Source organism: Streptomyces sp. P13-3-3, from assembly GCF_050571355.1.
Lineage (GTDB): Bacteria > Actinomycetota > Actinomycetes > Streptomycetales > Streptomycetaceae > Streptomyces > Streptomyces althioticus.
On the sequence record NZ_CP192228.1, the window covers coordinates 2,545,834 to 2,567,120 of the forward strand.

Here is a 21,287-nt window from a genome sequence, read left to right on the forward strand (position 1 = left end):
CACGAGGAGAGACGTGAGCGGCAAGGGTGCACCGGAGCTGACCGTACGCAACGTGGGTGACCTGCGGGTCGCCGTCGTCGCGGCACAGTGGCACGAGAAGGTGATGGACGGACTGGTGGACGGCGCCCTGCGCGCCCTGCACGACCTCGGCATCGACGAGCCGACCCTGCTGAGGGTCCCCGGCAGCTGGGAACTGCCCGTCGTCGCCAAGGTCCTGGCCGGCCGTGGCTACGACGCGATCGTCGCCCTCGGCGTCGTCATCCGCGGCGGCACGCCCCACTTCGAGTACGTGTGCCAGGGCGTTACCCAGGGGCTCACCCAGGTGTCCGTCGACACCGGTGTCCCCGTCGGCTTCGGCCTCCTCACGTGCGACGACGAACAGCAGGCCCTCGACCGCGCCGGACTGCCCGGCTCCCGCGAGGACAAGGGGCACGAGGCGGTCACCGCGGCCGTCGCCACCGCCGCCTGCCTGCGCTCGGTGTCCGAACCCTGGCGGTGAGCAGTCCCCGTCACCGCGTAGGGTAAGGACCACCATGTCCAAGAAGACGTTCGAGGAGCTCTTCACCGAGCTCCAGCACAAGGCCGCCCACGGGGACCCCACCACCTCCCGCACCGCCGAGCTGGTGGACAAGGGCGTCCATGCCATCGGCAAGAAGGTCGTCGAAGAGGCCGCCGAGGTCTGGATGGCCGCCGAGTACGAGGGCAAGGAGGCGGCCGCCGAGGAGATCTCGCAGCTGCTGTACCACGTCCAGGTGATGATGGTCGCCCGCGGCATCTCCCTCGACGACGTCTACGCCCACCTGTAAGCAACCACCGCACCACCCCACCCCTCCACGCAAAGGAAGCCGACCTCATGCTGCGCATCGCCGTCCCCAACAAGGGTTCCCTGTCAGGACCTGCGGCGGAGATGCTGCATGAGGCCGGCTACCAGCAGCGCAGGGAGTCCAAGGAGCTGCGGATCGTCGACCCGGTCAACGAGGTCGAGTTCTTCTACCTCCGCCCCCGCGACATCGCGATCTACGTCGCCTCCGGTCAGCTGGACATCGGCATCACCGGCCGTGACCTGCTGATCGACTCCGGCGCCGACGCCGAGGAGATCCTTCCGCTCGGCTTCGCCCGCTCCACCTTCCGGTACGCCGCCAAGCCGGGCACCGTCACCGGCCCCGCCGACCTCACCGGCAAGACCGTCGCCACCTCCTACGAGGGCATCGTCGCCGCGCACCTCGCGGAGCACGGCATCGACGCCTCCGTCGTCCACCTCGACGGCGCGGTCGAGACCGCCATCCAGCTCGGCGTCGCCCAGGTCATCGCGGACGTCGTCGAGACCGGCACCTCCCTGCGCAACGCCGGCCTGGAGGTCGTCGGCGAGCCGATCATGCAGTCCGAGGCCGTCGTCATCCGCCGTACCGGCACGGACGCCGAGGAACCCAAGGTGCAGCAGTTCCTGCGCCGCCTCCAGGGCGTCCTGGTCGCCCGCACGTACGTGATGATGGACTACGACTGCCGGGTCGAGCAGCTGGAGAAGGCCGTCGCGCTGACCCCCGGCCTCGAGTCCCCGACCGTCTCCCCGCTGCACAACGAGGGCTGGGTCGCCGTCCGCGCGATGGTCCCCTCCAAGGAGGCGCAGCGCATCATGGACGACCTGTACGACATCGGGGCGCGCGCCATCCTCACCACGGCGATCCACGCCTGCCGTCTCTGACGGGGCGGGGAGAGCCACCATGTCCGGCACCGAGCTTCCCGCGCTGCCCGTCACGTTCCGGCCCGGCCGCACCCGCGCCGTGCTGCTCACCGCGGGCGTCGCGCTGTTCGTCGTGGTCAGCCTGATCGGGCTGCTCCTGAACGGGCTGGGCCCGGGGGAGCGGATCAGCTTCGTCCTCACGGCCGCCCTGCTCGCGGGTGTGCTGTTCCTGCTGGCGCGGCCGAAGATCGTCGCCGACGAGGCGGGCGTCACCGTCGTCAACATCGTGACGCGGCGCCGTCTGGAGTGGGCGGAGATCCTTCAGGTGAACCTCCGCTCGGGTGATCCCTGGGTCTTCCTCGACCTCAGCGACGGCACCAGCCTGCCCGCGCTCGGCATCCAGCCCGGCATCGCCCGGCAACGCGCGGTCGCCGACGCCCGCGCCCTGCGGGCCCTCGCCGAGGCGCACTCCGCACCCGAGGCAGAGGCGCCCCGCGACTGACCCGGACATGTCCGGCGCCGTCCCGCGGGGAAAAACGGACCTGCCGCAGTCGGCCCTGTCTTGATTAATCTGTTGGGCGGAGGCGCGCCGACAGCGCCTCCGCCCCTGCCGCCCCGCCCGGTGCGCCGAGGGGCCCCAGCTATCCGAGGAGTGACCCTCTCCGGCGATGGACGGATCGTCCTGCAGTACCTGCGCCGCCCCCTGCCGACATAGCGCTCACCGCCCGGTGGGCGCCCATGCGGAGGCGGCGGCATCATGAGCACCCCCCTGCTGCTTCTCGCAGCCGCCTTCCTGCTGATCCTCGCCAACGGCTTCTTCGTGGCCGCCGAGTTCGGCCTGGTCACCGTCGAACGGGCCGACGCCGAGGAGGCCGCCGCGGCCGGCGACCGGCGCGCCCGCCGGGTCGTCGCGTCCCTGCGCGAACTGTCCTTCCAGCTCTCCGGCACCCAGCTCGGCATCACCATCACCTCCCTGGTGGTGGGCATGCTCGCCGAACCGGCCCTCGCCCAGCTGCTGGACGGCCCGCTCACCGGCGCCGGCATACCCGCGGGCGCGGTCTCCGGCGTGTCCGTGGTGATCGGCATGCTGCTCGCGTCCGCCGTACAGATGGTGATCGGCGAACTCGTGCCGAAGAACTGGGCGGTGTCCCGGCCGATGCAGGTCGCGCGCTTCGTCGCCGGCCCGCAGCACGCCTTCGCCCGCCTGTTCCGCCCGGTCATCGCCGGACTGAACGCCGTGGCCAACCGGCTGGTGCGCGCCATGGGCATCGAGCCCGCCGAGGAGCTCGCCTCCGCCCGGACCCCCGGCGAACTGGTCTCCCTGGCCCGGCACTCGGCCCAGGCCGGCGCCCTGGAACAGGACACCGCGGACCTCTTCGTCCGCACCCTGTCGCTCGGCGAGCTGACCGCCCAGCACGTCATGACCCCGCGCGTGCGGGTCAGCGCCCTCCAGGCGTCCGCGACCGCTGAGGACGTGGTCAACCTGACCCGCGCCACCGGCCTGTCCCGCTTCCCGGTGTACCGGGAGCGGATCGACGAGATCGCCGGCATGGTCCACCTCAAGGACGCCCTGGCCGTCCCCGCGCACCAACGGCTGCGCACCCCGGTCGCCCGCATCGCCCGCCCGGCGCTGCTGGTGCCCGAGACCCTGCCGGTGCGCCCGCTGCTCACCCGGCTGCGCAGCGAGCAGCCCATCGCGGTCGTCGTCGACGAGTACGGCGGCACCGCGGGGGTCGTCACCCTCGAGGACATCGTCGAGGAGATCGTCGGCGAGGTGCGCGACGAGCACGACGGGCAGGACGTCCCCGAACTCGCCCCCGCCCCGCCGGAGGACGGCAACCCGGCCTGGGACGTCGACGGCGGCGCCCGGGTCGACCTCCTGCGCCGCATAGGCCTCGAGGTCCCCGAGGGCCCCTACGAGACGGTGGCCGGCCTGGTCGCCGATCTGCTCGGCCGCATCCCGGCCGTGGGGGACCGCACGGAACTTCCGGGCTGGCGGCTGTCGGTGCGCCGCGTCGGCCACTACCGGGCGGAGCGCGTCCGCCTGGTCCGCACGGCCCGGATCCCTCTCGCGGAGGCCGCCGGATGAGCGTCCTGCAACTGCTGTTCGCCGCACTGCTCGTGCTCGCCAACGGCTTCTTCGTCGGCGCCGAGTTCGCCCTGGTGTCGGTCCGCCGCAGCCAGATCGAACCGCTCGGCACCGCCCGCGCCCGCCAGGTGCTGTACGGCCTGGAGCATCTGCCGCAGATGATGGCGGCCGCCCAGTTCGGCATCACCGTCTGCTCCCTCACCCTGGGCGCGGTCGCCGAACCGACCGTCGCCCGGCTGCTGGAGCCGGTGTTCGCGTGGATGCACCTGCCGCACGGGGTGATCCACCCGCTCGGCTACGTCATCGCGCTCGCCGCCGTGGTCTTCTTCCACCTCGTCATCGGCGAGATGGTCCCGAAGAACCTGGCGATGGCCGCACCCGGGAAGGCGGCCCTGTGGCTCAGCCCCGGCCTGGTGTGGTTCGCCCGCCTGTGCAGGCCGGTCACCGCCGCCCTCGGCGCCTGCGCCCAGGGCGTCCTGCGGCTGTTCCGCGTGGAGCCCAAGGACGAGGTGGAGGCCGTCTTCACCAGCGAGCAGCTCAACCGGCTGGTGGAGGACGCCGGCCAGGCCGGGCTGCTCGACCCGGAGGAGGCGGAACGCCTGGAGGACGCCCTGGAGCTGGGCTCGCGCCCGGTGACGGACGTCCTGCTGCCCCGCGAGTCCCTGGTGACGGTCACCCCGGCGGTCACCCCGGGGCAGATCGTGGAGCTGACCGCCCGCACCGGCTACTCCCGCTTCCCGGTGGCGGCCGAGGGCGGCGCCTTCATGGGCTATCTGCACGTCAAGGACGTCCTGGACCTGGAGGACGCCGACCGGGCCGTCCCGCAGCACCTGTGGCGTCCGATGACCGTCCTGAGGCCCGAACTCCCGCTGGACGACGCCCTCACGGTGATGCGCCGGGCGGCCACCCATCTGGCGCAGGTGGCCGACGCGTCCGGCAAGGCACTGGGGCTGGTCGCCCTGGAGGACGTGCTCGAGATGCTGGTCGGCGAGGTGCGGGACCCCGCCCACCGGGAGGTCACGCTCACCCCGCAGCGGGCGAGCGGGGCACCGGAGGAAGCGATGGCCACCTGACCTCGGGCGGCCGTACGCCGACACGCCCGGCGGGGTCCTAGGGCCCCGCCGGGTCCGACGGGCCCCGCCCCGACAGCACCTCCCCGTACGCCTGCATCAGGTCCGGCAGGCGCAGGGTCGCCAGGTCCTCCCGGGACAGCGGACCCGGGTACACCGACAGCCGCAGGTCGCGGTAGGCGCAGCTCTTCTCGTACAGGGTGCGCAGGAACCGGCCGTTGCCCAGCTCGTCGATCCACCCCTGGTCCACCACGTGCCCGGCGATGGACCGCAGCTCGTCCAGGGCCTCCTCGTCCCACGCGTCGCCGTTCTCCGCCGCCAGCACCTCGCCGATCTTCGTCAGCTCCAGCGGCCGGTACGACGGGAAGTCCACGCGGGTGGTGAAACGGGACGACAGCCCGGGGTTCGCCGCCAGCAGGCGGTCCATTCCCTCCGGGTAGCCGGCGAGGATCACCACCAGGTGGTCGCGGTTGTCCTCCGCCCGCTTCAGCAGCACCTGCAGCGCCTCGTCGCCGTACGCGTCGCCCTTGCCGTACCCCGAGTTCGACAGGGAGTACGCCTCGTCGACGAAGAGCACCCCGCCGAGCGCGGAGTCGATCAGCTCGTTGGCCTTCACCGCGGTCTGTCCGAGGTACTCGCCCACGAGGTCCGCCCGCTGCGCTTCCACGAGGTGGTCGCCGCCGAGCAGCCCGAGGGCGTAGAAGACCCGGCCCAGGATCCGGGCGACCGTGGTCTTGCCCGTGCCGGAAGGGCCGGAGAAGACGAAGTGCCGTTTGGGCGGCTGCACCGGAAGCCCCTGCCCGGCCCGCAGCCGCGCCATGTTCAACTGCGCGGACAGCGCCTTGACCTGTCGCTTCACCGGCTCCAGACCCACCATGCGCTCCAGCTCCGCGAGCGCCTCCTCCAGCAGTGCCGGGTCGGTGGGGCCCGGGGGCAGCACCGGGCCGGAGCCGCCGGAGCGCTCGCGCACCCCGGATCCGCCGAACGAGGACATCGGAGGAGGGGTGGGATCGGGGTCGGTCAGCCGCAGGTCGCGGCCCTCCGTCCCGAAGAGCGGATCCAGCGTGTCGGGTCCGTCGACGCTGTCCTGCCCGGCGCCGGCCAGGGTGATCGCGGCGAGGCCCGCGGAGTCGTCGTAGCCGTCGCCCTCGGCGATCGCCACGAGTCGCGCGGAGGTGTCCATGAAGGCCGGGTCGACCCGGTGCACGGCCCGGTACAGGGGGAGCGCGGCGGCGCTGCGGCCCGTGCCCTCGCGGGCGCGCGCCAGCCAGTACCGCAGCTCCTTGCGCTGCGGCTGTTCGCTGCGGCACCGCATCAGCGCCGCCGCCAGCAGGGGCTCCGCCTGCCCGTACATCTCGAGCCGCACCCGGGCCATGCCGCCGAACAGGCCCGCCTCGATGCCCAGCAGCGGGTCGTCGACGAGCGGGTCGGTGTGCCGGACCAGCTGCTCCCAGTCTTTGACGAGGTAGGCGCGGCAGGCGTGCAGGAAGCGCACCTGCGGGTCGGCGTCCACCGGAGGGAGTCCGGCGAGCGCGCGGTCCAGCTCGGGGACGTGCCGGCCGTCCAGCCAGTGCGAGGCGTGGGCGAGCAGCAGGTCGCGCGGGGTCTCCAGCACGGGCTGCACCCACCAGCCCAGCCAGTACCAGGAGTTGAGGGTGCGGCGGTGCCGGGTGCGCTGTTCGCCGAAGCGGTCGCGGTGGCGGAACATCCGCAGCAGCGCGGTCGTCGTGTCGATGCGCAACGCGTGCAGTCCGAGCCAGCCGTCCGCCATCCCCGGGTCGATCCGTACGGCGGTCCGGAACTCCTCCTCCGCCTGCGGATAGGCGCCCATCGTGTAGGCGTCCACGCCTCGCAGCCAGGCGAGGTCGGCCGGGGCCTGCGGGCCCTGCGTGCCGAAGTCCATCACGTCCCCCACAAACCGTGCCCCCGTCGGTGTGCCGGCCGGCCCCTCGGCCGCCGGCGCCCTGTGGCCGAACCGCTGTGCCGCGGACCGGAGTTGCAAGGTGCGCGAAGCTTCGTCGTCGGTCGCACCGAGGGCATCGTACCTGCGGGGGCGCGGTGTCCGCAGGGTGCCGAGGAGGCGAAACGGAGAGGGAAAGGGGGCGCGTGGGAGGGGCGCGGAAGGTGATCCTCACCGAGGGTGATCGTCATATGCCGCTGTGCGCCCGGAAAACGTGAAAAGGGCAGAACGAAGCCCCCGATCACGGGGGAACAACCGGGGGCTTCGTGTCTGTCGGCGGCTCCCGAAGGGCCGCACATTGAGAACGTAAGACCTGTACGGGCCCTCGGTCAAGCCGAGTTGGGCGACTGCGGCAACTTGTCCTGGACCGCTCTTCACAGGATCACCACATTGCCTACGACTCGTCACTGAACGTGATGGAAAGTGGTGTCTCAGCCGTCCCGGCAGGCCCGGGAACCACCTCGTATCCCTGCTCTCGCTGCCGTACCAGCAGGTGCGCGAAGGGGCGCGAGGGGTCGGTGGCGAAGTGCGCGCGCTCCGCCCGCTCCCAACCGTCCCAGAACGCCCGCTGCTCCTCGCCGTCCCGTGCCCGCCCCCGCGCCCAGGACTCCTCGCGGGGCACGTCCATCCAGAGCAGCAGCGCCAGATGCGGCCGCAGCGCGGCGCGTCCGGCGCCGACGCCCTCGACCAGCACCACCGGCGCGGCGGGGAGCGGACGCGGCGGTCCGGGGCGGCGGGCGCGCCAGTCGTAGGGGCGGTAGTGCGCGCTCGCGCCGCGGGAGAGCGGGCCGATCACCTCCTCGTGCAGCCGTGCCGTCCAGTCGAACAGCTCGTCGTGACGGGCGATGTCGTCGAGGTGCAGCACCGGGGCGTCACCGAGCCGGCCGGCCAGCAGCCCGGCGAACGTCGACTTCCCGGACCCGGCGTGACCGTCGACGGCGACGAGCCGCACCGGGCCGCACGAGGGAGGGAGCCGGCGGATGCGGGAGGTGAGCGGGTGAATGGCTGGTTCCCGGGGCTGTGGGGGAGTTCGGACGGGAGCACTCTAGGCCCCGTCGCCCACCTGCGGCGCTTCCGCCATTGGTCCACTCCCATGTTGGTCGACACCGCACGGCCCGGATGCTGGCAGGACCCGCCCGGCTGCGTTCATAGTGGGGCGCACACCCGCTCCATCCGGCGGACGCACAGCGTCCGGCGGCCGTGCACCGGTCCCGTCCCGACTCCGAAACCCTGGGGGTCCCCCACCCATGAGCAGAGCCGAACTGCCGTCCCGCAGAACCCTTCTGGCCGCGGCGGTCGTCGCCACCGTCGCCGGAAGCGCGGCGACGGCGTCCGCGGCCGTCCCGACCGCCGGCGCCACCCGGCCCGCGGCGCCCGGGCGGGCCGCCGCCCGCACCGTCGACAACCGCGCCTGGACCACGTACCCCGACTGGCGTTCCGGCACCGGCGCCGGCACCCGCGCCGTCGCAGGTCTGCGCCCCGGCCTGGAGATCGCCAAGGCGGCCGGCACCACGGACTACACCGACCCGCACACCGGCCGCACGGCGGCCTGGGAGTACGCGACCTGGACCTCGCCCGCCCACCGGCTCGCGGTCCCCTCCACCGAGGCGATCGCCTCCTGGAACGCGCACACCCCCGAGGGCACCTGGATCCAGGTCGAACTGAAGGGCACGTACTCCGACGGCACGGACACCCCCTGGTACGTGATGGGCCGCTGGGCCGCCGGCGACGGCGACATCCGGCGCACCTCCGTGGACGACCAGGAGGACGGGAAGAGCAGTGTGTGGACGGACACGCTGGCCGTCGACGACGCGGCCTCGGGGCTGCGCATCGCCTCCGTCCGGCTGCGCCTCACCCTGTACCGCCGCCCCGGCACCCGCCTCACCCCGACCGTGTGGCGCCTCGGCGTGATGGGCTCCGACGTCCCCGACCGGTTCACCGTCCCCGCCTCGACGCCCGGCCTCGCCAGGGAACTCCTCGTCCCGCGCTACTCGCAGGAGATCCACAAGGGCCAGTACCCGGAGTACGACAACGGCGGCGAGGCGTGGTGCAGCCCCACCTCCTCGCAGATGATCATCGAGTACTGGGGCGGCCGGCTCACCCAGGAACAGCTCTCCTGGGTCGACCCGGCGTTCGCCGACCCGCAGGTCTGCCACGCGGCCCGTCACACCTACGACCACCAGTACGCCGGGTGCGGCAACTGGCCGTTCAACGCGGCCTACGCGGCCACCTTCCCCGGCCTCCAGGGCGTGGTCACCCGGCTTCGGTCGCTGACCGACCTGGAGACGCTGATCGCGGCGGGCATCCCCGCCATCACCTCGCAGTCGTTCCTGAAGGAGGAGCTGACGGGGGCGGGCTACGGCACCTCCGGGCACCTGATGACGGTGATCGGCTTCACCGCCGACGGCGACGTGATCGCCAACGACCCCGCCTCGGACGACAACGAGGCCGTGCGCCGGATCTACAAGCGGCGCGAGTGGGAGAACATCTGGCTCCGCACCAAGCGGTACAACGCCTCCGGGAAGGTCGTCTCCGGCACCGGCGGCGTCTGCTACCTGTACTTCCCGGCCCGTCCGACCTCCCGCCAGCGCAAGGCGCTCGCGGCGGTGGGCGTGCGCTGAGCCGACGCGCGCGGCGGGCCCCGGCCGCCACCGGGGCCCGCCGCGTGTGAGCAACCTCTCGGCGGCGGCCGCCGTTTCCGGTGGCAAGGTGGACGACATCGTTCGGGGGGATCCACGCACCACCGGAGACCAGGTAGAAGTCATGAGCGTCAACGCAGCCACCGTCACCCGTGCCCGTACCGGCGGACCCCGTGAGGACGGTCCGAAGATCCTCGAGCACGTCCTGGGCTGGACCCTCGTCGTGGTCCTCGCGATGCTGGTGACGCAGCTGGGACTCCTGTAGTCCCGGGGACGAGCGGCCCTGCCGCGGCGCGGGCCGACCTGCCATACTCCTGCGGGACCGTCCCGCCCCCCGCAGGAGACCTGGGCCGCCATTGAACATCAGCCAGCAGTCCGCCGTGCCTCCCTCGACCCGCGGCACCCGGAGAGCGTCGGCCCGTCGCGCCGAACTCATCGCCATCGGACGCCGCCTGTTCGCCGACCGGTCCTACGACGCGCTGTCGATGGACGACATCGCACGCCAGGCGCGGGTCGCCAAGGGACTGATCTACTACTACTTCCAGTCCAAGCGCGGCTACTACCTGGCCATCATCGAGGACTCGGTGACCGGTCTGGTCACGATGGCCGCGAGCGGCGACGAACTGCCGCCCGTGGAGCGGGTGCAGCGCACCATCGACAGCTATCTGCGGTACGCGGAGCACAACCAGGCCGCCTACCGCGCGATCGTGAGCGGCGGTGTCGGCTTCGACGCCGAGGTGCACGCCATCCGTGACGGGGTGCGCGAGGCGATCGTCGCGACCATCGCCGAGGGCGCCTACGGCCGCTCCGACATCGCCCCGGTGGCCCGGATGGGATTGCTGGCCTGGGTGTGCAGCGTGGAGGGCGCGGTACTGGCCTGGATCGACCGCCCGGACCTGTCCCGCGAGACCATGTGCGAGCTGCTGGTGAAGACGCTCGGCGGGGCGATGCGCGCCGTCGAGGAACTGGACCCCGCCTACCCGGCCCCGGAGCCCGCGCGCCGCGGCGGCTGACGCGACGGACGACGCGGGGGCGGGCCGCCGGGGGACACGCGTGGGGCGGGAGTCCCCCCGTGGAACCCCCGCCCCGCCCGCCTCCGGCGTCCGTCGGCTACCGGATGGCCTTGATCAGCTCACCGTTCGCGGTGTCGCCGCTGAGCTCCCAGAAGAACGTGCCGCCGAGGCCCTGCTGGTTCTTCCACTCCGTCTTGGAGGCGACGGTCTCCGGGGTGTCGTAGCTCCACCACTGGTCGCCGCACCGGGCGTAGGCGGTGCCGCCGACCGTGCCGGTCGCGGGGCACCTGTCCTTGAGGACCTTGTAGTCGTCGATCCCCGCCTCGTACGTGCCCGGCGCGGGGCCGGTCGCGGTGCCGCCCGGCTCCGCCTGGGTGACGCCGGTCCAGCCGCGGCCGTAGAAGCCGATGCCGAGCAGCAGCTTGTCCGCGGGGACGCCGAGACCGGTCAGCTTCGCGATGGTGGCGGCGCTGTTGTACTCCGCCTTCGGGATGCCGTCGTAGGAGGTCAGCGGCGAGTGCGGGGCGATCGGCCCGGCGGTGTCCCAGGCGCCGAAGTAGTCGTACGTCATCGGGTTGTACCAGTCGACGTACGGGGCGGCGCCGGCGTAGTCGGCCGCGTCGATCTTGCCGCCGTCGGTGGCGTCGGCCGGGATCGCGGCGGTGACCAGGCGGTCGGGGCCGAACGTGGAGCGCAGCGCCGCCATCAGTTCGCGGTAGGCGTCACGGCCGCTGGTGTCGCAGGTGGCGCCGCAGGCGTTCGGGTACTCCCAGTCGATGTCGATACCGTCGAAGACGCCGGCCCAGCGCGGGTCCTCCACCAGGTCCAGGCAGGACTGCGCGAAGGCGGCCGGGTTCTTCGCGGCCTCGCCGAAGCCGCCGGACCAGGTCCAGCCGCCGAAGGACCAGATCACCTTGAGGCCGGGGTGCTTCTCCTTCAGCTTCCGCAGCTGGTTGAAGGTGCCGCGCAGCGGCTGGTCCCAGGTGTCCGCGACTCCGTCGACGGACTCCTCGGCGGTGTAGGCGCGGTCGGTGGCCGCGTAGGCGTCGCCGATGGCGCACTTGCCGCCGGTGACGTTGCCGAAGGCGTAGTTGATGTGGGTGAGCCGGTCCGCGGACCCGGACGTCTCGATGTTCCTGACGTAGTACTGCCGGTCGTAGGTGCCCCATTCGGTGAAGTAGCCGACGACCTTCGAACCGGCGGCGGCCTCCTGAGCCGAGGTCGCCGCGGTGGCGGTCGAGGCGCCCGTGCCGGCGAGCAGTCCGGCGCCGAGCACGGCGGTACAGGCGGCGGACACGAGCGCCCGCAGCGTGCGGGAGCGGTGGGGGGATGGCATCCGGTGTCTCCTCGTGGGGGAGGGGAGAGCCGCGTTGTTTGGCATGAACGCGGTGACTCGGGGGTTGGAGCGAAACCCTAGAAGGACTAGACCAGTTGGTCAATGGTGCGGACCAATGTGATCGCGGGCGGGGCGCGGCGCAAGGTGTCGTGAAGTAAGCGGTCGTTAACTGGTGACGCGGTGCCTCCGATCGGGCATACTCACAGCGCACAGCCGCTGGTCAGCAGCTTCCGAGACCCGGGAGTGCGAGCATCGGCCCGGCACCGAAACGACCCCGGCGAAGCCGCCTCCACCCAAGGCGCACGCCGTGTGCCCCAACAGGGAGGAGAGCGACGTCATGCCCGACCGCGCCCCGCAGCCGGTGGACCGGCTACTGCCCACGGACGAGGCCCGGGACCTGCTCACGCTCGTCCGCGACATCGCGCAGCGCGAGGTCGCCCCCAGGGCCGCCGAGGAGGAGGAAGCAGGCCGCTTCCCGCGCGAGCTGTTCACCCTGTTGTCCGAGTCCGGCCTGCTCGGCCTGCCCTACGACTCCGAGTACGGCGGCGGCGACCAGCCCTACGAGGCGTACCTCCAGGTCCTGGAGGAGCTGGCCCGCGCCCGCCTCACCGTCGCCCTCGGCGTCAGCGTGCACACCCTCGCGACGTACCCGCTCGCCGCCTTCGGCACCAAGGAGCAGCACGCCGAGCACCTGCCCGCCATGCTCGGCGGCGGACTGCTCGGCGGCTACTGCCTCTCCGAGCCCTCCTCCGGCTCCGACGCCGCCTCCCTGCGCACCCGCGCGGTCCGTGACGGCGACGACTGGGTCATCGACGGCACCAAGGCGTGGATCACCCACGGCGGCGTCGCCGACTTCTACACGGTCATGGCGCGCACCGGCGGCGAGGGGGCGCGCGGCATCAGCGCGTTCCTGGTGCCCGGGGACGCCGCCGGGATCAGTGCCGCCGCCCCCGAGAAGAAGATGGGCATGAAGGGCTCGCCCACCGCCCAGGTCCACTTCGACGGCGTCCGGGTGCCCGACGCGCGTCGCATCGGCGAGGAGGGGCAGGGGTTCGCCATCGCCCTGTCCGCGCTCGACGGCGGCAGGCTCGGCATCGCCGCGTGCGCCATCGGCGTGGCCCAGGCCGCGCTCGACGAGGCAGTCGGCTACGCCACCGAGCGGCGCCAGTTCGGCAGGCCGATCGCCGACTTCCAGGGGCTGCGCTTCATGCTCGCCGACATGGCCACCCAGATCGAGGCGGGACGCGCGCTGTACCTGGCGGCCGCCCGGCTGCGCGACGCGGGCAGGCCGTTCGGCCGGCAGGCCGCCATGGCGAAGCTGCACTGCACCGACACCGCGATGCGGGTCACCACCGACGCCGTGCAGGTCCTCGGCGGCTACGGCTACACCGCCGACTTCCCCGCCGAGCGCTACATGCGCGAGGCGAAGGTGCTGCAGATCGTCGAGGGCACCAACCAGATCCAGCGCATGGTCATCGCCCGCCACCTCGCGGGGCCGGAGACGCGCTGAACCGGCCGAAACCCCGCCAGGGCGCGGCGAGCCGGGCCCACTCCGGGTCGTGCCGCCCCGGCACCGTGCGGCCCCGGTCCGTCCACGTCCGCATCATCTCGCGGTAGATCGGCGGGTCCGGGAGCTGCGGCGGCGGGACGGTCACGGCCGCCTCGACGGGCGGCGGCACGAACACGTGGCGCTGACGCCCGGTCGTCGAGTACGTGGGGGTCGTCATGCCCGGCCAACGCGCGAGCGGGCGGCCGGGTCACCGCCGTGCCGAATAGAGCGTGCGTTCAGCGGTGCCCCGTGCGGCGGACACCGGCGGGGCGAGGCGGTGAAGGGGCGGGGCGGCGAACGGCGAGGGCGGCGGTGCTCCGCCACCCTCGGGCCGGTCCGCGCTCAGGCGGCGTCGCGCCGCATCACCGGGAAGCGGATCGGGCGCGATCCCGGCCCGCCGACGTGCGAGAAGGGCTGGGTCCGCCAGTCGAGGCCCTGAGGGAGCGTCAGCAGCAGCGCCGTGTCCTGCTCCTGGGGCGTGACGGTCTCGTCCGCGGGCCGGGCCTCGGACGCCCGGCGGCCCGTGCCGGGGCAGACCGTGAGCCCGAACGGGTTCCACGGCGAGGCGCACAGGGCGTGCTCCGGCAGGATCTCCTCGTCCGCCAGGAGGGCGATGGGCTGCGAGCAGTCCGGGCACACGACCCGGAACATCTCGAAGGTGTCGTACGCGTCGACGTCGTCGTCCGGGGTTCCGGGTTCGACGTACTCCGGCTCGGGCGCGACGACGGGCTGCTGCCGCTTGGACGTGGTACGACCAGGGCGCTTAAGACTCTGCATTGGGTTCTCCCCCTCGGGCTGGGCCGTTCAGGCACTGCGGCCTCGACCACAGCAAGCACTTCCCGCCACCCCAGGTGGGTAATCACGAGAACATCACGGAGACGGCGCAAGGCGTGTGGTCTTCGTCACATGCCGCTCGCAGGTGCCGTCCGCGGCCGTCGCGCACGGCCGTTCCGGTATCCGAGGCGATCAAGCGCCCTGTAGGTTCAGCGCCATGGAGGAGCTGGACCGACAGATCGTGCAGCTGCTCGTCAAGGACGGGCGGATGAGCTACACGGACCTGGGCAAGGCCACGGGCCTGTCCACGTCGGCCGTGCACCAGCGGGTGCGACGGCTGGAGCAGCGCGGCGTCATCCGTGGCTACGCGGCGGTGGTCGACCCGGAGGCGGTCGGCCTGCCCATGACCGCGTTCATCTCGGTCAAACCGTTCGACCCCAGCGCCCCCGACGACATCGCGGACCGCCTGGCGGGCGTCCCCGAGATCGAGGCGTGCCACAGCGTCGCGGGCGACGAGAACTACATCCTCAAGGTCCGCGTGGCGACCCCGCACGAACTGGAGGAACTCCTCGCGCGACTGCGCTCCTTGGCGGGGGTCTCCACCCGCACGACGGTGGTCCTGTCGACACCGTACGAGGCGCGGCCGCCGCGGATCTGAGCCCTGCGGGCTCGGTCGCCTTCGTTGCGCGCGGCGAGCCTGGTGCCGACGGGAGCGGGCCGGGCGAGGCCGGTCTCCATCCGTCCGGCGACCGGGCTCGCCGCGCGCAACGACGACGCGACGGGGCTTGCCGGGGGACGCCGGAAGAGTTCCCACTCCCGTGGGGGCCTGGCTCCGGTGACGGTGGTGCCTGCCGGACCCGCGCTCGGCGGGCGGGCCGAGCCGGACGGGCCGGGTGGCCCGGCGGCGGGCCGGTGGCCGTGCCGGGCCGGGGCGTCGCGCGGTGCGGCCGGGCTCGGGCCGTGCCGGGTGGCTCGGCGCAGCATCGCCTCCGGGCCGTAGGTGTCCCGCGTCCGAGGCGCAGTCGACGGAAACCGTCCGTCCCGGCTCCGTCAGGACAGGCGCCCCGCCCGCCGCCGCCGACGTCCCGCTCGGGCACCGTCCACGGGCGGTTCCGAGGGCCGGCTCCGGGAGGCGGCTCCGCGCCGCCCGCGGTCCGACCCACGGCCGCCGGTCGCCAGGCACGACGACCGTCGCAGTCTGCGCCGGTGGTGGGCGTCTCGCGGGTACGTCCGAGGCGCGTTCGCACCCCGGCGTGCGCCGGGAGACGCGGGGTGGGGGCGCCGCCCCCCGGCCTCCGCGCCCCGAGCGGGACCTGCGTGCCGGACCGTGTGCGGGGCGCGCGAGACTAAGGGCATGAGTGAACGTACCGCCCCGCCGCCCACCGTCCTGCTCCGCCGTGGAGAGGTGCACAGCCCCGCCGACCCCTTCGCCACCGCGATGGTCGTCGAGCGCGGCCAGGTCGCCTGGGTGGGGTCCGAGGGCGCGGCCGACGCCTTCGCGGACGGTGTCGACGAGGTGGTCGACCTCGACGGGGCGCTGGTCACCCCGGCGTTCACCGACGCGCACGTCCACACCACCGCCACCGGCCTCGCCCTCACCGGCCTGGACCTGTCCACCGCCGCCTCCCTCGAGGACGCCCTCGCCCGGGTGCGGGAGTTCGCCGCCGCCCGCCCCGACGACCGGGTGCTCCTCGGACACGGCTGGGACGCCGCCCGCTGGCCCGGCGGCCGGCCCCCGACGCGCGCGGAGCTCGACGAGGCCACCGCGGGCCGCCCGCTCTACCTGAGCCGCATCGACGTGCACTCCGCCGTCGTCTCCACCGCGCTGCTCGACCTCGTCGCCGGCGGCGCGACCCGCGTGACCCGCGAGGACCGCCCTCTCACCGGCGACGACCACCACGCGGTGCGCGCCGCGGCGCTGGGCGCCGTCACCCCCGCCCAGCGCACCGCCGCCCAGCGCGCCGCCCTCGCCCACGCGGCGTCCCTCGGCATCGGCACCGTGCACGAGTGCGGCGGACCCGAGATCTCCTCCGAGGACGACTTCACCGGCCTGCTGCGCCTCGCCCGCGAGGAGCCCGGCCCCCGTGTCGTCGGCTACTGGGCCGAGCAGGACGTCGCCAAGGCCCGCGAGCTGGGCGCGCTCGGTGCGGCGGGCGACCTCTTCGCCGACGGCGCCCTCGGCTCGCACACCGCCTGCCTGCACGCTCCGTACGCCGACGCCGCCCACACCGGCACCGCGCACCTCGACGCGGAGGCGGTGGCCGCCCATGTCGTCGCCTGCACCGAGGCGGGCCTCCAGGCGGGCTTCCACGCCATCGGCGACGCCGCCGTGAGCACCGTGGTCGACGGCGTCCGCGCGGCGGCGGAGAAGCTCGGCCTCGCTCGCGTGCGCGCCGCCCGGCACCGCGTCGAGCACGCGGAGATGGTCACCCCGGAGACGATCGCCGCCTTCGCCGAGCTCGGCCTCACCGCCTCCGTCCAGCCCGCCTTCGACGCGCTGTGGGGCGGCGAGGACGGCATGTACGCCCAGCGCCTCGGCGCGGAGCGCGCCCGCACGCTGAACCCGTTCGCCGCGCTGCTGAAGGCCGGCGTCCCGCTCGCCTTCGGCTCCGACAGCCCGGTCACCCCGCTCGACCCCTGGGGCACCGTCCGGGCGGCGGCCTTCCACCGCACCCCCGAGCACCGCGTCTCCGTCCGCGCCGCCTTCACCGCCCACACCCGCGGCGGCTGGCGGGCGACCGGACGGGACGACGCGGGCGTCCTGGTGCCCGGCGCCCCCGCCGACTACGCCGTCTGGCGCACCGGCGAGCTCGTCGTCCAGGCGCCCGACGACCGGGTGGCCCGCTGGTCCACCGACCCGAGGTCCGGCACCCCCGGCCTGCCCGACCTCACCCCCGGCCGTGACCTGCCCGTCTGCCTCCGCACGGTGGTCGGCGGCCGCACGGTCTTCGTACGGCCGGGCGAGTGATCTGCGCGGGCGGCGCGGTGGTCGATCATGCACCGCGCCCCCGTCGCGCGACCTGCGCATCCTCGCCTCTGGCCAGGCACTTGAACCACACTGCGCAGGTCGGACGACTGTTGACAGGCGGCCGCGGAGGGCCGGTAGGTTCGGCCGGGTCCACCACCGGACGCCCGACCGGAGACCGTCCGGCCACTCGGGCCGGCGCCGCTGGGTCAGGGACGGTGTGCCGCACCGGGGCACCGTCGCTGGGAGCCAGGCTCAGCGCGGCGCGGGGCCGAGGGACGTGTCCGCCGGCCGGGGAGGTGCGACCCCGGGTGGGGCCCGGGCGCTCAGTAGACAACGGCTCCAGGTGATCCGCAGCCGGCGGGTCCCGGGCCGGCCCGAAGGGCGCCGGGCCCCCACCCGCCGTCCGCGCGCACCCGGTGGAAGAAGATGTGCCTACCCGATGATCGGGAAACGACACCACCATATGTACGTCCTGTCACCTCACGGCAGGCCGTGCCCACTAAGGTGGGATCCTGCGCACAGGACATGAAGGGGCAGCAGTGAACGACGGCGGCGGGACCCTCGCGGCAGGATCCCAGGGGCGGAAATCCGGCCCGCTCGGTACGGCTTTGGTGATCATCCCCACGTACAACGAGGCGGAGAACATCAAGGCGATCGTCGGACGCGTGCGCAAGGCCGTCCCCGAGGCGCACGTCCTCGTGGCCGACGACAACAGCCCCGACGGCACCGGCAAGCTCGCCGACGAACTGGCCGCCGCGGACGACCACGTCCAGGTGCTGCACCGCAAGGGCAAGGAAGGCCTCGGCGCCGCCTATCTGGCGGGCTTCCGCTGGGGCATGGAGCACGGCTACGGCGTGCTGGTCGAGATGGACGCCGACGGCTCCCACCAGCCCGAGGAGCTGCCCCGGCTGCTCACCGCCCTCAAGGGCGCCGACCTGGTGCTCGGCTCGCGCTGGGTGCCCGGCGGCCGGGTGGTCAACTGGCCGAAGTCCCGCGAGTTCATCTCCCGAGGCGGCAGCCTCTACTCCCGCATGGCGCTCGACCTGCCGCTGCGCGACATCACCGGCGGCTTCCGCGCGTTCCGCCGCGAGACGCTGGAGGGCCTCGGCCTCGAAGAGGTCGCCTCCCAGGGCTACTGCTTCCAGGTCGACCTCGCCCGCCGCGCGGTGAAGGCCGGCTACCACGTCGTCGAGGTGCCCATCACCTTCGTGGAGCGCGAGCTCGGCGACTCCAAGATGAGCAAGGACATCCTCGTCGAGGCGCTGTGGCGGGTCACCGCCTGGGGCGTGGGGGAGAGGGTCGGCAAGGTCCTCGGCCGCGCCGACGACAACAAGCCCGGTCGGCCCCGCGCCGGGAAGGGCGTTCCGGCCGAGGAGCCGGTCAGGGAGACGACGGCGGACGCCGGGCGCTCCGAGCCGTAACCCCCGGGCCCTGGGGGACGACCGGCCCGCTTATCCCGTGCTGAGCCGCACCCAGGCACACTGGGGGTATGACGACTGGTGCTCAGAGCCCGTACCCCGCCCGGCCCCGGCGCTCCCGGCTGCGCACGCTGCTGCCGCTCGGCGTCGCCGCATGGCTCGTACTGGAGATCTGGCTGCTGACTCTCGTCGCCGGCGCGTCCAGCGGCCTGGTGGTCTTCCTGATCCTGCTGGCCGGCATCGTCCTCGGCTCGTACGTGATCAAGCGGGCGGGCCGCCGCGCCTTCAGGAACCTCACCGAGACCGTGCAACAGCAGCAGGGCGGCGGACCGGTGACCCCGGGCGCCCGGACCAACAGCGAGGGCAACGGGCTGACGATGCTGGGCGGTCTGCTGATCGTCCTGCCGGGTCTGATCTCCGACGCGCTGGGCCTGCTCCTGCTGGTGCCGCCGGTCCAGAAGGCCGTCAGCCGGTACGCGGAGCGCACCTTCGAGCGCAAGCTCCGCGAGGCCGCCGCGCAGAGCCCGCTGGGGGACGCCTTCACACAGGCCCGTATGCACCACCCGGACGGCAAGGTGGTCCAGGGCGAGGTCGTCCGGGACGAGCCCGGAAGCGGCAGCCCCGAGGGACCGCGGCCCCCGTTGACCAAGTAGGGCGGGCCCCGGACGCGTCCGGGCACGCAGACAGGACCGAGGGCGCCGTACACGTACGGCGCCCTCGGTCCTGTCTCTGTGCCTCCGGGCGGGCTCCCGCCGGGATCAGGCCGACTTGCGGCTGTCCCGCGGATGCACCGCGATGTTCATCGCACCGGAACGCAGAACGGCGAGACGCTCCTCGAGGACCTCTTCGAGCTCCTCACGGGTGCGCCGCTCCATCAGCATGTCCCAGTGCGTACGCGCAGGCTTGGCCTTCTTCTCCTCCGGACCGTCTCCGTCCACCAGGAGTGCCTGGGCACCGCAGACCTTGCACTCCCACTCCGGCGGGATCTCCGCCTCGACCGAGAAGGGCATCTCGAAGCGGTGCCCCTTCTCGCATGCGTACTCCACGGCCTGGCGCGGGGCCAGGTCGATGCCGCGGTCCGTCTCGTAGCTGGTCACCACGAGGCGCGTGCCGCGAAGAGCTCGCTCACTCATGAATCGTGCCTCCCGGGCTTGTCGCCCACAGGACAGGTGTGTCGCTGTCGTCGTCATCCGGTCAACGTCCGGTCGGCGGTAAAGATTCCCGATCGGAGATCCGTTCCGGGTCATGTGTCGCCGTCGTGGCCGCAGCCTTTGTCAACCAGTGCAGTACCCACCGACGCCCGGTTTGTCACATCTGGTCACAGATGTCACACAGCGGTTCGGCATCTTTGACGCGCAGTAACGGTACGCCTGGCAGGCCAAACGCGTACACTACCGCCCTTTCGCGTCGAACGCTAAATCCGCCGGGGCACCGGGTTGCCCGCGTCGGCGATCGCCCTGCGTACGGGTACCCGCGCGAGCAGGACGAATCCCAGGACGAAGAAGCCCACCAGGGAGAGGATCGCGTCCCGGTAGCTGCCGGTCAGCTGGTACGTCAGACCGAACAGCAGCGGCCCGAGCCAGCTCAGCCCCCGGTCGCTGATCTCGTACGCCGAGAAGTACTCGGCCTCCTTGCCGGGCGGGACCAGGTGGGAGAAGAGGGAGCGGGACAGGGCCTGGCTGCCGCCGAGGACCAGGCCGATCCCGGCGGCCAGCACGAAGAACCACGCCGGCGCGCCGGCGGGCAGGAAGTAGCCGGCGGCCAGCGTCAGCGTCCAGGCGACCAGCGAGCCGAGGATCGTGCGCTTGGCGCCGTACCGCCGGGCGAGCCGCCCCAGCAGCAGCGCGCCCGCCACGGCCAGCACCTGGACCAGCAGCACGGCCACGATCAGCGTCGACTGTCCGAGCCCCAGCTCCTTCGAGCCGTACACGGAGGCCTGGGAGATCACCGTCTGGATGCCGTCGTTGTAGACCAGATAGGCCAGCAGGAACGCGAGGGTCAGCGGGTGCCGGCGCATGTCGCGGACCGTCGCCGCCAGCTGACGGAACCCCGGCAGGGCCGCCTCGCGGGCGGGTGCACGGCGGTCCCGCAGCCGACGCAGGGGTATCAGTGCGAACGCGCCCCACCACAGTCCGGCCGACGCCAGGCAGATGCGCACCGCCATGCTCTCGGACACGCCGAAGCTGTCGTGCCCCGTGTAGAGGACGAGGTTCGCCACCAGCACCAGTGCGCCCGCCGCGTAGCCGAAGGCCCAGCCGCGCGAGGAGACGGCGTCGCGCTCCTCCGGCGGCGCGATCTGCGGCAGGTAGGAGTTGTAGAGCATCATCGCGACCGACTGCGCGGCGTTCGCCACCACCAGCAGCAGACCGCCCAGCAGATAGCGGTCGCCGTCGAGGAAGAACATCCCCGCGGTGGCGGCGGCGCCGGTGTACGCGGCCGCCGCGAGCAGCGGCTTCTTGCGCCCGGTGCGGTCGGCGGCGGCCCCCACCAGCGGCATCACCAGCACCGCCACGACCACCGACAGGGACACGGCGTACGCGAAGAAGGAACCCGCGCGCACCGGTACGCCCAGCGGGTGCACGAACCCGTCCGCGTCCGCCGCGGCCTCCGCGACCGTGGTCAGGTAGGGGCCGAGGAACACGGTGACGACGGTCGTGGAGTAGACCGAGCAGGCCCAGTCGTAGAAGTACCAGCCGCGCTGTTCGCGCCGCCGTCCGGCGCTGTCGTCCGCCGCCGGTGACCGCACGGTGTCGGTGTCCACCCGTGCCCTCGCTTCCCCGTGAGCGCGCC

The 21,287-nt window shown here is 73.1% G+C and carries 21 protein-coding genes; 14 read left to right on the forward strand and 7 right to left on the reverse strand.

All coding sequences use genetic code 11. The features are described from left to right. Positions 1 to 13 precede the first annotated feature (13 nt). From ribH to ACQZOG_RS11580, 6 genes are all read left to right on the forward strand, one after another. Positions 14 to 499, forward strand: a complete 486-nt coding sequence (gene ribH, locus ACQZOG_RS11555) for a 6,7-dimethyl-8-ribityllumazine synthase (RefSeq protein ID WP_033275135.1) — start codon at positions 14 to 16, stop codon at positions 497 to 499. A 34-nt stretch (positions 500 to 533) separates the two neighbouring features. Next, complete coding sequence (locus ACQZOG_RS11560) at positions 534 to 806, forward strand: phosphoribosyl-ATP diphosphatase (RefSeq protein ID WP_033275136.1); 273 nt, start codon at positions 534 to 536, stop codon at positions 804 to 806. Positions 807 to 853: 47 nt separating this feature from the next. Beyond that, positions 854 to 1,702, forward strand: coding sequence for an ATP phosphoribosyltransferase (hisG, locus tag ACQZOG_RS11565; RefSeq protein ID WP_033275137.1), 849 nt, complete (start codon positions 854 to 856; stop codon positions 1,700 to 1,702). A gap of 19 nt (positions 1,703 to 1,721) precedes the next feature. Continuing rightward, positions 1,722 to 2,183: a PH domain-containing protein gene (locus ACQZOG_RS11570; protein WP_058915719.1), complete on the forward strand. Its 462-nt coding sequence runs from the start codon at positions 1,722 to 1,724 to the stop codon at positions 2,181 to 2,183. 255 nt (positions 2,184 to 2,438) lie between these two features. After that, a complete protein-coding gene (locus ACQZOG_RS11575) occupies positions 2,439 to 3,770 on the forward strand; it encodes a hemolysin family protein (protein WP_193468307.1) in 1,332 nt (443 codons plus the stop codon). Next, complete coding sequence (locus ACQZOG_RS11580; RefSeq protein WP_033275140.1) at positions 3,767 to 4,843, forward strand: hemolysin family protein; 1,077 nt, start codon at positions 3,767 to 3,769, stop codon at positions 4,841 to 4,843. The genes ACQZOG_RS11575 and ACQZOG_RS11580 overlap by 4 nt, the downstream gene beginning before the upstream one ends. A gap of 37 nt (positions 4,844 to 4,880) precedes the next feature. Here ACQZOG_RS11580 and ACQZOG_RS11585 read toward each other — a convergent pair whose 3' ends face one another. Beyond that, positions 4,881 to 6,743: an AAA family ATPase gene (locus tag ACQZOG_RS11585; RefSeq protein ID WP_359672110.1), complete on the reverse strand. Its 1,863-nt coding sequence runs from the start codon at positions 6,741 to 6,743 to the stop codon at positions 4,881 to 4,883. A gap of 451 nt (positions 6,744 to 7,194) precedes the next feature. Then, entirely contained in the window at positions 7,195 to 7,752 is a 558-nt protein-coding gene (locus ACQZOG_RS11590) for a uridine kinase family protein (RefSeq protein WP_033275142.1), read from the reverse strand. A 295-nt stretch (positions 7,753 to 8,047) separates the two neighbouring features. Between ACQZOG_RS11590 and ACQZOG_RS11595 the strand changes: the two genes are divergently transcribed. From ACQZOG_RS11595 to ACQZOG_RS11605, 3 genes are all read left to right on the forward strand, one after another. Then, positions 8,048 to 9,421, forward strand: coding sequence for a peptidase C39 family protein (locus tag ACQZOG_RS11595; RefSeq protein WP_033275143.1), 1,374 nt, complete (start codon positions 8,048 to 8,050; stop codon positions 9,419 to 9,421). 142 nt (positions 9,422 to 9,563) lie between these two features. Further along, positions 9,564 to 9,704 (forward strand): SCO1431 family membrane protein, encoded by a 141-nt coding sequence (locus ACQZOG_RS11600; protein ID WP_107115315.1) that lies wholly within the window; start codon positions 9,564 to 9,566, stop codon positions 9,702 to 9,704. A 91-nt stretch (positions 9,705 to 9,795) separates the two neighbouring features. Beyond that, on the forward strand, positions 9,796 to 10,452 hold the full coding sequence (locus ACQZOG_RS11605; protein WP_033275144.1) for a TetR/AcrR family transcriptional regulator: 657 nt from the start codon (positions 9,796 to 9,798) through the stop codon (positions 10,450 to 10,452). 97 nt (positions 10,453 to 10,549) lie between these two features. Here ACQZOG_RS11605 and ACQZOG_RS11610 read toward each other — a convergent pair whose 3' ends face one another. After that, positions 10,550 to 11,788, reverse strand: a complete 1,239-nt coding sequence (locus tag ACQZOG_RS11610; protein WP_430741482.1) for a glycoside hydrolase family 18 protein — start codon at positions 11,786 to 11,788, stop codon at positions 10,550 to 10,552. Positions 11,789 to 12,125: 337 nt separating this feature from the next. On the opposite strand from ACQZOG_RS11610, the gene ACQZOG_RS11615 reads away from it, so the two are divergent. Then, positions 12,126 to 13,298 carry an acyl-CoA dehydrogenase family protein gene (locus ACQZOG_RS11615; protein ID WP_037638538.1) on the forward strand — a complete coding sequence of 391 codons (1,173 nt, stop codon included), beginning with the start codon at positions 12,126 to 12,128 and terminating at the stop codon, positions 13,296 to 13,298. Here the strand turns inward: ACQZOG_RS11615 and ACQZOG_RS11620 are convergent. Next, positions 13,261 to 13,515: a hypothetical protein gene (locus ACQZOG_RS11620; protein WP_037638537.1), complete on the reverse strand. Its 255-nt coding sequence runs from the start codon at positions 13,513 to 13,515 to the stop codon at positions 13,261 to 13,263. The genes ACQZOG_RS11615 and ACQZOG_RS11620 overlap by 38 nt on opposite strands. 164 nt (positions 13,516 to 13,679) lie before the next feature. Beyond that, entirely contained in the window at positions 13,680 to 14,114 is a 435-nt protein-coding gene (locus tag ACQZOG_RS11625) for a hypothetical protein (protein ID WP_033275147.1), read from the reverse strand. 214 nt (positions 14,115 to 14,328) lie between these two features. Between ACQZOG_RS11625 and ACQZOG_RS11630 the strand changes: the two genes are divergently transcribed. From ACQZOG_RS11630 to fxsA, 4 genes are all read left to right on the forward strand, one after another. Continuing rightward, on the forward strand, positions 14,329 to 14,769 hold the full coding sequence (locus ACQZOG_RS11630) for an Lrp/AsnC family transcriptional regulator (RefSeq protein WP_004002750.1): 441 nt from the start codon (positions 14,329 to 14,331) through the stop codon (positions 14,767 to 14,769). A 696-nt stretch (positions 14,770 to 15,465) separates the two neighbouring features. Next, positions 15,466 to 17,079 (forward strand): amidohydrolase, encoded by a 1,614-nt coding sequence (locus ACQZOG_RS11635; RefSeq protein WP_033275148.1) that lies wholly within the window; start codon positions 15,466 to 15,468, stop codon positions 17,077 to 17,079. Between the two features lie 539 nt (positions 17,080 to 17,618). Next, positions 17,619 to 18,500, forward strand: a complete 882-nt coding sequence (locus tag ACQZOG_RS11640) for a polyprenol monophosphomannose synthase (RefSeq protein WP_033275149.1) — start codon at positions 17,619 to 17,621, stop codon at positions 18,498 to 18,500. A gap of 68 nt (positions 18,501 to 18,568) precedes the next feature. Beyond that, entirely contained in the window at positions 18,569 to 19,150 is a 582-nt protein-coding gene (gene fxsA / locus ACQZOG_RS11645; RefSeq protein ID WP_033275150.1) for an FxsA family membrane protein, read from the forward strand. 105 nt (positions 19,151 to 19,255) lie between these two features. Here the strand turns inward: fxsA and ACQZOG_RS11650 are convergent, their stop codons facing one another. Both ACQZOG_RS11650 and ACQZOG_RS11655 read right to left on the reverse strand, forming a co-directional pair. Beyond that, a complete protein-coding gene (locus ACQZOG_RS11650) occupies positions 19,256 to 19,630 on the reverse strand; it encodes an RNA polymerase-binding protein RbpA (protein WP_003977404.1) in 375 nt (124 codons plus the stop codon). Positions 19,631 to 19,911: 281 nt separating this feature from the next. Then, positions 19,912 to 21,258: an MFS transporter gene (locus tag ACQZOG_RS11655; protein WP_033275151.1), complete on the reverse strand. Its 1,347-nt coding sequence runs from the start codon at positions 21,256 to 21,258 to the stop codon at positions 19,912 to 19,914. Positions 21,259 to 21,287 lie beyond the last annotated feature (29 nt).